The 8,323-nt window shown below is 52.3% G+C and carries 6 protein-coding genes, 1 tRNA gene and 1 pseudogene; 5 read left to right on the top strand and 3 right to left on the bottom strand.

What is annotated here, in order from left to right:
* Positions 1-103: 103 nt before the first annotated feature.
* A pseudogene (locus tag Q7O77_RS11565) lies at positions 104-684 on the top strand (transposase); the annotation flags it as partial.
* Positions 685-1,209: 525 nt separating this feature from the next.
* On the opposite strand, the gene Q7O77_RS11560 reads toward Q7O77_RS11565, so the two are convergent.
* Positions 1,210-1,284: transfer RNA gene (locus Q7O77_RS11560), tRNA-Arg, on the bottom strand.
* A 77-nt stretch (positions 1,285-1,361) separates the two neighbouring features.
* Positions 1,362-2,264: a formate/nitrite transporter family protein gene (locus Q7O77_RS11555; protein ID WP_304167260.1), complete on the bottom strand. Its 903-nt coding sequence runs from the start codon at positions 2,262-2,264 to the stop codon at positions 1,362-1,364.
* A gap of 517 nt (positions 2,265-2,781) precedes the next feature.
* On the opposite strand from Q7O77_RS11555, the gene mlaA reads away from it, so the two are divergent.
* The gene (gene mlaA / locus Q7O77_RS11550; protein ID WP_304167258.1) at positions 2,782-3,543 is read left to right on the top strand and encodes a phospholipid-binding lipoprotein MlaA; all 762 of its coding nucleotides are present in this window, start codon (positions 2,782-2,784) and stop codon (positions 3,541-3,543) included.
* 363 nt (positions 3,544-3,906) lie between these two features.
* The gene (mqo, locus tag Q7O77_RS11545; protein WP_304167255.1) at positions 3,907-5,478 is read left to right on the top strand and encodes a malate dehydrogenase (quinone); all 1,572 of its coding nucleotides are present in this window, start codon (positions 3,907-3,909) and stop codon (positions 5,476-5,478) included.
* A 123-nt stretch (positions 5,479-5,601) separates the two neighbouring features.
* On the opposite strand, the gene fadL is transcribed toward mqo, so the two are convergent.
* Positions 5,602-6,918: a long-chain fatty acid transporter FadL gene (gene fadL / locus Q7O77_RS11540; RefSeq protein ID WP_304167252.1), complete on the bottom strand. Its 1,317-nt coding sequence runs from the start codon at positions 6,916-6,918 to the stop codon at positions 5,602-5,604.
* Between the two features lie 374 nt (positions 6,919-7,292).
* Between fadL and Q7O77_RS11535 the strand changes: the two genes are divergently transcribed.
* Positions 7,293-7,589, top strand: coding sequence for a YfcZ/YiiS family protein (locus Q7O77_RS11535; protein WP_304167249.1), 297 nt, complete (start codon positions 7,293-7,295; stop codon positions 7,587-7,589).
* A gap of 516 nt (positions 7,590-8,105) precedes the next feature.
* Positions 8,106-8,323, top strand: a 218-nt coding sequence (gene sixA, locus Q7O77_RS11530) for a phosphohistidine phosphatase SixA (RefSeq protein WP_304167247.1), incomplete at its 3' end; no start/stop codon positions are given.

Genomic DNA, 8,323 nt, shown 5'->3' with positions numbered 1-8,323 from the left:
ATATCCCCGCCACGCCTGCCCGTGCTCTTTCCTTAAAAATAGTGCCAGTCTAGACTGAAGTATTATTCGGTCTTTCTTCTATCCCCCAGAGAGGCTCATTGCCATGAAAAAGACCCGTAATACAAAAGAACAAATTGCGTTTGCGCTAAAGCAGGCCGAAACTGGTACCCGCGTCGGGGAAGTCTGCAGAAAGATGGGGATCTCTGAGGCCACTTTTCACAATTGGAAGAAGAAATTCGCCGGGCTGGGCGTGACGAACTGCGACGTCTGCGGCAGTTGGAGGATTAAAATCAGCGCCTGAAGAAGCTGGTGGTAGACCTGAGACTGGGGCAAGGAGATGCTTCAGGAGGTATTGAAGCGAAAGTTCTGAGGCCGGCTCAGAAGCGTCAAGCGGTGCATTTCCTGCTGGAAGCTTATCGTATCAGTGTCCGTCGGGGATGCGGTCTGATGATGCAGAGCAGAACTGTCTACCACTGGCAGAGTTGGCGTGATGATCGGGCAATCACCCAACGCATCCGATGATAGCGGAACCCGGATACGGTATGGATGTCCGCGTATTCATATCCAGTTGCGGCGCGAGGGCTGGCGGGTTAACCATAAGAAAAAAACGTATTTATTGCCTTGAAAGGCCTCAATTTGCGCAGAAAACGCCCTCGCAGGCATGTCAGTGCAGCATGTCGCCAGTAGCGTCCAGCCCTGACGCAGATCGATCCATGAGAGAACTCATTCATCCTTAAATGACATGACTCAGGCTGAATTCATTCCAAGTCTTCAAAAAGACAAAGATCTCTAGTTTATGACTGCATTGATTTGGGGCCAAGGTCAACCTCCGGAGCTGATCATCAATTTTGTTTTGGATGCTTTAGCCCTAGCTTCAGCTTATGAGATACATGGGTATTCGCCTATGACTAGCGTTTTCTCTCTGCCTTAAAACGGTAACGCAGGTGCCACACTTTCTTACTGGCAGGAGTAATGAATAAAAAAGGCCGCCAGAATCAGAAAGGTGATACCCGATAGATTTCGGCTTTGCAGCCTCTATCTGTTTATGTGGGCATATTGTCCATGTGAATTTATCTATGCCTGAAAAATGCCCGCAAGATAGCGTTATAGTCGATTCGCTTTAGTTCTCTTCGGTTCGCTATGGATGCTTGTTTGAATGGGTTTTATTGCGGATTCGTTCTTTTGAGTTCGCGTCTATTCGCGTTGTGATGGCGTCCCCAGCAGGAATCGAACCTACAACTAGCCCTTAGGAGGGGCTCGTTATATCCATTTAACTATGGGGACGCGGCTGGCGGGCATTATACTCGATTTAGCCGCGTCCATAAGCACTTAGCAGTGCGTTTGCTCAATCCTCCACCACTTCAGCGTGATGGTTCATCCTTTTCATCGTTAAGTTTGACGTTTTTTTTGTCTTTGCCCGGCAGGTCGCTACGGATCTGAGCGTGGCTGATCAGCGCGAAAACGAAGGTGCCGCCAATAATGTTGCCCGCCAACGTCGGCAGCGCGAAGGGCCAGATGAACGCCTGCCACGACAGCTGCTGATTGAAGACCAAATAAAAAATCTCAGTGGCTCCCGCGACAATATGCGTCAGGTTGCTGGCGGAGATAAGCCAGGTCATGATGATAATCACCAGGATTTTCGCGTTACCGGCGTTCGGCAGCATCCATACCATCGTGGCGATGATCCAGCCGGAGACCATGGCGTTGGCAAACATCTCCTCCGGGGGATTCTCCATCACGTGAAGGGCGATGTCGGAGAACGCATGGCGTACCTCCGCGCTGAAGACGGGCAGTGCCGTATACCCCAACGCCGCCAGTGCGGTGCCGATGAGATTGCCGAACAGCACGATCCCCCATAGTCGCAATAACAGGCGAAAGTTATGCACGCTGGGTTGATGCATAATCGGCAGTACGGCCGTGACGGTGTTTTCCGTAAACAGCTGCTGGCGCGCCATGATGACGATGATGAAGCCCAGCGTGTAACCGAAACTCTCCAGCAGATGTGCTCCCGTCACGCCCTTGAGTTCGGCGTGAAGCAGGCCCATGGCGATGAGCGATGTCCCCATCGACAGTCCGGCGGCGATGGCGGACCACAAAAGCGCTCGGCCATCTCGCACCAGCTCTTTTTGACCCTCCTGCCGGATACGCTCATGGATAGCGGCGGCCGGGGAGGGCAGGGAATGTTCATCCACGACGATGTCTTGTCCCTGACGGCTTTCGTGACTCTCTACGCTGCGATTGTTCTTTGAACGAGGATCATTCATAACTGATTTTTCCGTTAGCATCGTGTTGGCGGAAACTGACTTATAAGCATAGTCAGTCTTCATTGCCGCGCAGTTTTTTCAGAGAGAGGGAAAGGGGAGCACAAATGCGGTCGGACTCTCGGTATGACGCCTTACTCATTCCTTAGGCCGCGTCCGGGTAAAAAAGAGTGCTGGCAGCAGTTCGTGTTAATGATCCATGAGGACAGAATGTGGTATTAGCTTTTACGTCCTTCAATGATGTTTGGGGGATGGCGGTCTGCCTGCGATCACCAGGAGGCTTTGCTGATGCCGCTCAGCTTGAAGAACCGTATTAGGCCTGTTTATCCGTGCGGAAACCGGCGGAGTCAGCCGCCTTACTGAGGTGTTGAGACGTACGTCGGCATCGCGTCGCCGGTTAACGTAGCGGACGTGAATTTATCGTATGGTGATACACTAAATGCGGCATGACGTTTCCGCCTCCGTCGGTAAACGGTGCCTTTTTACAAGGGCATACAAAAATTAAGCAGGGAGAATGGTTATGAATTTCCGCCTCGGGGGAGTGGTTTTAGCAAGTCTGTTGCTCGTTGCGTGCGCCAGTTCCAGAGACACCACGCAGCAGGGGCGTTCAGATCCTCTGGAAGGCTTCAACCGAAGCATGTTCAGCTTTAACTACTATCTGTTGGACCCCTATCTGGTGCGACCCGCCGCCGTGGTCTGGCGTGATTATGTCCCGCATCCCGCCCGTAACGGTTTGACGAACTTCTTCGATAACCTGTCGGAGCCGGCTGCGATGGTGAACTATTTCGCCGAAGGCAAGCCATACGAAGCGATGGTCCATTTTAACCGTTTCTTCCTTAATACTATCGTCGGGATGGGCGGTCTGATTGATGTCGCCACGATGGCTAACCCCAAGCTGGCGAAAAAAGAAGAGCCTCGTCGCTTCGGGAGCACATTGGGGTATTACGATGTGGGCTACGGTCCCTACGTGGTGTTGCCGGGATATGGCAGCGCAACGTTGCGTGAAGACGGCGGGAATTTCGTCGATACGCTTTACCCGCCGTTAAGCTACCTGACATTCTGGATGTCTGCGGGTAAATGGATGATCGAAGGGTTGGAAACACGCGCTCAGCTGCTGGATTCTGACGGCCTGTTGAAGAACTCATCCGACCCTTATCTGATGATGCGTGAAGCGTACTTCCAGCGCCATGATTTCCTGGCGAGTGGGGGAGCCGCACCGCCGCCGGTGAACCCGAATGCCAAAGAAATTGAAGGCAGCCTTCAGGAAATCGACGCGCAATAAATACCCACCTCGCACCTCCGTATGTCGGCGCCTTCGGGCGCCCTTATTCGTTGTTTTTTCAAGACTCGTCTTTTAGATCTTCACATAAGAGATTGTTTGTGAGAAGTTACCGGTCTGTTGAATGTTTATTTAATTACATAAATTTATTTTCATCAGCCATGTAACAATAATGCTACCCTGTTTGTGAGAGTGACGTTTCAGCAGCTCTGAACGGGCAGCCAGACTCGTTTTGATCTAGCATAAAATTGACCAAAAGCAGTCTTACTGCTCTTTCACCACTTCTGTACCGTTATCTTGCTCGTCGGGATGGGATGACTTTGTTTCACCTGCAGGGATAACAATTCACATTAAGAGATGTAAAGCATGAAAAAACTACTCATTTCGGTCCTCTGTTTAGGGATCATGGGAGTAACGCAATCTGCCGTGGCAGAAGAGGATAAAACCGTGGATGTAGTACTGATCGGCGGCGGCGTTATGAGTGCAACATTGGGCACCTACCTGCAAGAGCTGGAGCCCAACTGGACCATTAACATGGTCGAGCGTATGGATAACGTTGCCCAGGAAAGTTCAAACGGCTGGAATAATGCGGGTACCGGACACTCTGCTTTTATGGAGTTGAACTATACCCCGGAAAAACCCGATGGCTCGGTCGAAATCGTCAAAGCCGTTGAAATCAGCGAAGCATTTGAAATCTCCCGCGAGTTCTGGTCCTATCAGGTTAAAAATAACGTGATGAAGGATCCTACTTCCTTTATCAATAGCGTTCCCCACATTAGCTTTGTCTGGGGCGACGACAACGTCGACTTCCTGCACAAACGCTACAATGCACTACAGCACAGCACGCTTTTCCGCGGTATGGAATTCACCAACGACGCCAACACCATTAAACAGTGGGCTCCGCTGGTAATGGAAGGCCGCGATCCGAATCAGAAAGTCGCTGCTACCCGCATGCCGATTGGTACTGACGTTAACTACGGTGAAGTGACCCGCCAGCTGGTTGACTCCATGAAGCAGAATCCGAACTTCTCTTTGCAGCTGAATCATGAAGTCCGTGACCTGAAACGTAACAGTGATAACACCTGGAACGTCGTGGTTGCCGATCTGAAAAATGATGGCAAAGAAAGCGTGATTAAAGCGAAATTCGTCTTCATCGGCGCAGGCGGCGCGGCACTGCAACTGCTGCAGAAATCCGGTATTCCTGAAGCTGATAACTACGGCGGCTTCCCGGTCGGCGGCGAGTTCCTGGTGACGGACAATCCTGAAGTCGTGAAACGTCACATGGCGAAAGTCTACGGTAAAGCGTCCGTAGGGGCTCCGCCGATGTCCGTTCCGCATCTGGATACCCGTGTCTTCAACGGCAAACAAGTCGTGCTGTTTGGGCCGTTCGCCACCTTCTCCAGCAAATTCCTGAAAAATGGCTCGCTGTGGGATCTGTTCGCGTCAGTCAGCACCTCCAACTTTATGCCGATGGTGCATGTGGGTCTGGATAACTTCGATCTGGTGAAATACCTGATCAGCCAGGTGATGATGAGCGATGACGATCGTTTCGCCGCGTTGCAGGAATACTTCCCGAACGCGAAGAAAGAAGATTGGAAACTGAGCGTTGCCGGTCAGCGTGTACAGGTCATCAAGAAAGATGCAGATAAAGGCGGCGTGCTGAAACTGGGTACTGAAATCGTAAGTTCTCAGGATGGCACTATCGCTGCACTGCTGGGCGCCTCTCCGGGTGCTTCTACCGCTGCGCCGATCATGCTGGACGTGCTGAAGAAGGTCTTCAAGACCCAAATCGCAACGCCGGAATGGCAGGCTAAGCTGAAGGAAATCGTTCCTTCTTACGGTGAAAAACTGGATGGCGACATTGAGCTGACCAACAAGATCCGTAGCTACACCAGCAGCACCCTGAAACTGAACTATATGGAAGTGAAACCGGAGTAATTCCGATTCTGCTTCAATAGCTCATAAAAAAGGCCGCGTAAGCGGCCTTTTTTGATCGTCTCAAAGACGTGAATATATGAAGTGTTCCCGCGCGCTAAGAACTGCTGGCGCGGGATGAACCGATCAGAAGCGATAGTTCAGGTTGATGCCGTACAGCCAGGCGGTGCCTTTCGAGGTAAAGCTGTAGGTCGCCGGTGAGTTGTCAGCCACTTTTTCATTAATGGTCACGGTTTTACCGTGCATGTAAGAGATGCCCAGATCGACGGAGGCGTCCTTGTTAAACGCATAGGTGGTTCCGGCGCTAAACCAGAAGCGGTCCTGGTCTGGGATCGAGACAGAGCGGTTTTCCGCCGGTACCGGGCTATCGTCAAATGCGATACCGGTGCGGAAAGTCCAGGTGTCGTCGTAATAGTATGTCGTGCCGAGCGCCATACGATACGCGTCGCGGAAATGTTCCTGCTTCTCAAACAGCTGCTGATTATTGCTGCCGGTGGCTCTCAGCTCTTCGAACTGGCTCCAGCTGGTGTAAGTGAAGCTATAGTGAACCGCCCATTTCGGCGCGACACGGTGGTAGGTGGAGAACTCCCACATTTCCGGCAGCGACAGCGTCAGCGCACCAGGAATGTACTGGCCGCCGGTGCCCGTGGTGGTATTGGTGGCGATAACGCGGGGCAGATCGTTTTTGTAATCGCCCTTGAAGTCGATGTCGACTTTGGAACGATAGGTCAGACCGATGCGGTTATTTTCGTCGACTTCATACAGAAGACCGGCGTTCCAGCCATAACCCCACTCTTCGCCTTCCAGATGCGCTATCTCGGAAGAAGGGCCGTTCACCACGCCCGCCAGACCGCCTCGTGAGGCAGGGATATACGCCAGCTCGCCTGCGGTACGCACAATTTTCGCTTTCGCATAAACCGCGTCAACGCCCAGCCCAAGGCTAAAGTGCTGGTTCAGACGGTAAGCGGCGCTGAGGTTAAGGTTGGAGGTCATCAGCTTGGTTGTGCCGCCGATGGAACCCGCAGCGTAGTCGGAGGGAAACTCCGTCGACAGTCCGTAGTTAGTGACGGCGGATGCGCCGACGGACCAGCGATCGTTCAGCGGCATAATGTAGTGCAGGTTAGGCACCCATTGCGCTGGCGCGATGTTGTGCGCGCTGGTATCGCCGCGTCCCGTCAGGGAGTTTTTACCCTGCAGATTAACGTCCGGATCGATATAAATGGCACCGATAGAGAACGCGGGGCGGTCAAACAAGGCCATCGTCGCGGGGTTGCGGCTGCCGGATGTCGCGTTATCAGCGACGGCGCCTTCGCCTGAGAATGCGCGTCCCAGTCCTGAGGAGGAATATTCATTAAGCTGGAAACCTGCGGCGGATGCATGGCTGGATAACAGCGCTAGAGCCACAGCAAGCGATGTTTTTTTCAGCAGGCCTTTCTGGTGCATGACCAAAACCTCATTGTATTTTGTTGTTGAGCGCTGTTACTTAGTGAAACTGTAACAAAAGGACGCGCATTGTAGGTTGGCTACTCTTTGTGACAAATCAGACCAGTTACAAAAAGATTCGATTATCAAGGTTTCGATCTGTAATTGTTTTTATTTTGTGAAATAAATGGATCGATATTTAAGGGGTTTCCGCAGGCGAGGGGGATTACACCGGTGCGGCGGGAAAAGAAGGGGGAAAGGGAGAAGCCGTTAATATCCTTAGTGTCAGTAAGTCCTAGTGCTCCGGCGATGCGACGGGTAAAATAAAGTCGAAACGACCTTTTACGATCCGGAACATGCCTGGCCTTCAGGTATGACCGCAGAGGAGCCTTGTAATGACCAATCCAATAAACAAATGCAGCGCTGAAGAAACGGCCGCTTGTTGCTGTGTCGATGTCGGTACCATCATGGACAATACCGACTGCACCGCTTCGTACAGCCGTGTGTTTGCTGACCGCGCAGAAGCGGAAGCCATGCAAAAGGTACTGACCGACAAAGCTCGCTCCGTGGAATCCGACCCTTGCGTTATCGACAGCACGTTCGCTGACGTAGACGGTGGCGTGAAGATGGATATCGACTTCACTTTTGCCTGCCAGGCGGAAACCCTGATTTTCCAGCTGGGCCTGCGCTAAGCTTTTCATCTCGGAGGGGCTTCCCTCCGAATCACGACCGCCGGACTTCCCGGCGTCGTTCCTTACTCCCAATGGTACTGATTTCCGAAGGGGATTCTCCTGTGAGAATATCCTCAGCGCAGCGCATGGCGAACTATGCTGAAAGGTATCGGTCTGAATAAGCAGGCCACATCTGATGGTGTGGTGAAAGTGTGAATAACCGTCTACACAAAAAACAACACGATGTTTTGTTTTCTGTGTAGGTGATGGTTTTGCACCTTATAACTACCTGAAAAATAAATCATTAAATGAATCCTCCTTGCGCGGCAATGTATTCGTCGCTCGCCCGAGGCGGTCGTTCGGTTGCTATCGGCAGCCAATTGGAGTAAAAAAATGCGCTTCGGTCTGGTTAAAACGCCAGCAATCAGCTCCTGAACCGTGTGTTTCCGTCGGTCGGGCGCAGCCGGATGCACGAGCGTCGGCAGCGCCTTTCACCTCGTTACGCGCACAGCTTTTCCATCAATATAGCGGTGTAATATGCAAGTTTTGATCATGCGTCACGGCGATGCCATACCTGACGCAGCCAGTGATGCGCTTCGTCCTCTCAGTGCTCGTGGATGTGATGAGTCTCGTCAGATGGCCGCCTGGTTGTCTAGCCAGGGTATCGACATCGATCGCGTTCTGGTCAGCCCGTTCCTGCGTGCGCAGCAAACGCTGCAGGCCGGCAGTAGCCATGCTTCTCTGACGGCCTGCAG

Origin of the sequence: Lonsdalea britannica (assembly GCF_946477055.1) — a bacterium.
In the GTDB taxonomy this organism is placed as follows: domain Bacteria; phylum Pseudomonadota; class Gammaproteobacteria; order Enterobacterales; family Enterobacteriaceae; genus Lonsdalea; species Lonsdalea britannica_A.
Note: the sequence above shows the minus strand (reverse complement) of the source record. Positions and strands in the feature narration are given on the sequence as shown.

Coding starts and splice junctions, on each gene's coding strand:
- Q7O77_RS11555 (WP_304167260.1), bottom strand. CDS start 2,264: ATGAATGATCCTCGTTCAAAGAACAATCGCAGCGTAGAGAGTCACGAA.
- mlaA (WP_304167258.1), top strand. CDS start 2,782: ATGAATTTCCGCCTCGGGGGAGTGGTTTTAGCAAGTCTGTTGCTCGTT.
- mqo (WP_304167255.1), top strand. CDS start 3,907: ATGAAAAAACTACTCATTTCGGTCCTCTGTTTAGGGATCATGGGAGTA.
- fadL (WP_304167252.1), bottom strand. CDS start 6,918: ATGCACCAGAAAGGCCTGCTGAAAAAAACATCGCTTGCTGTGGCTCTA.
- Q7O77_RS11535 (WP_304167249.1), top strand. CDS start 7,293: ATGACCAATCCAATAAACAAATGCAGCGCTGAAGAAACGGCCGCTTGT.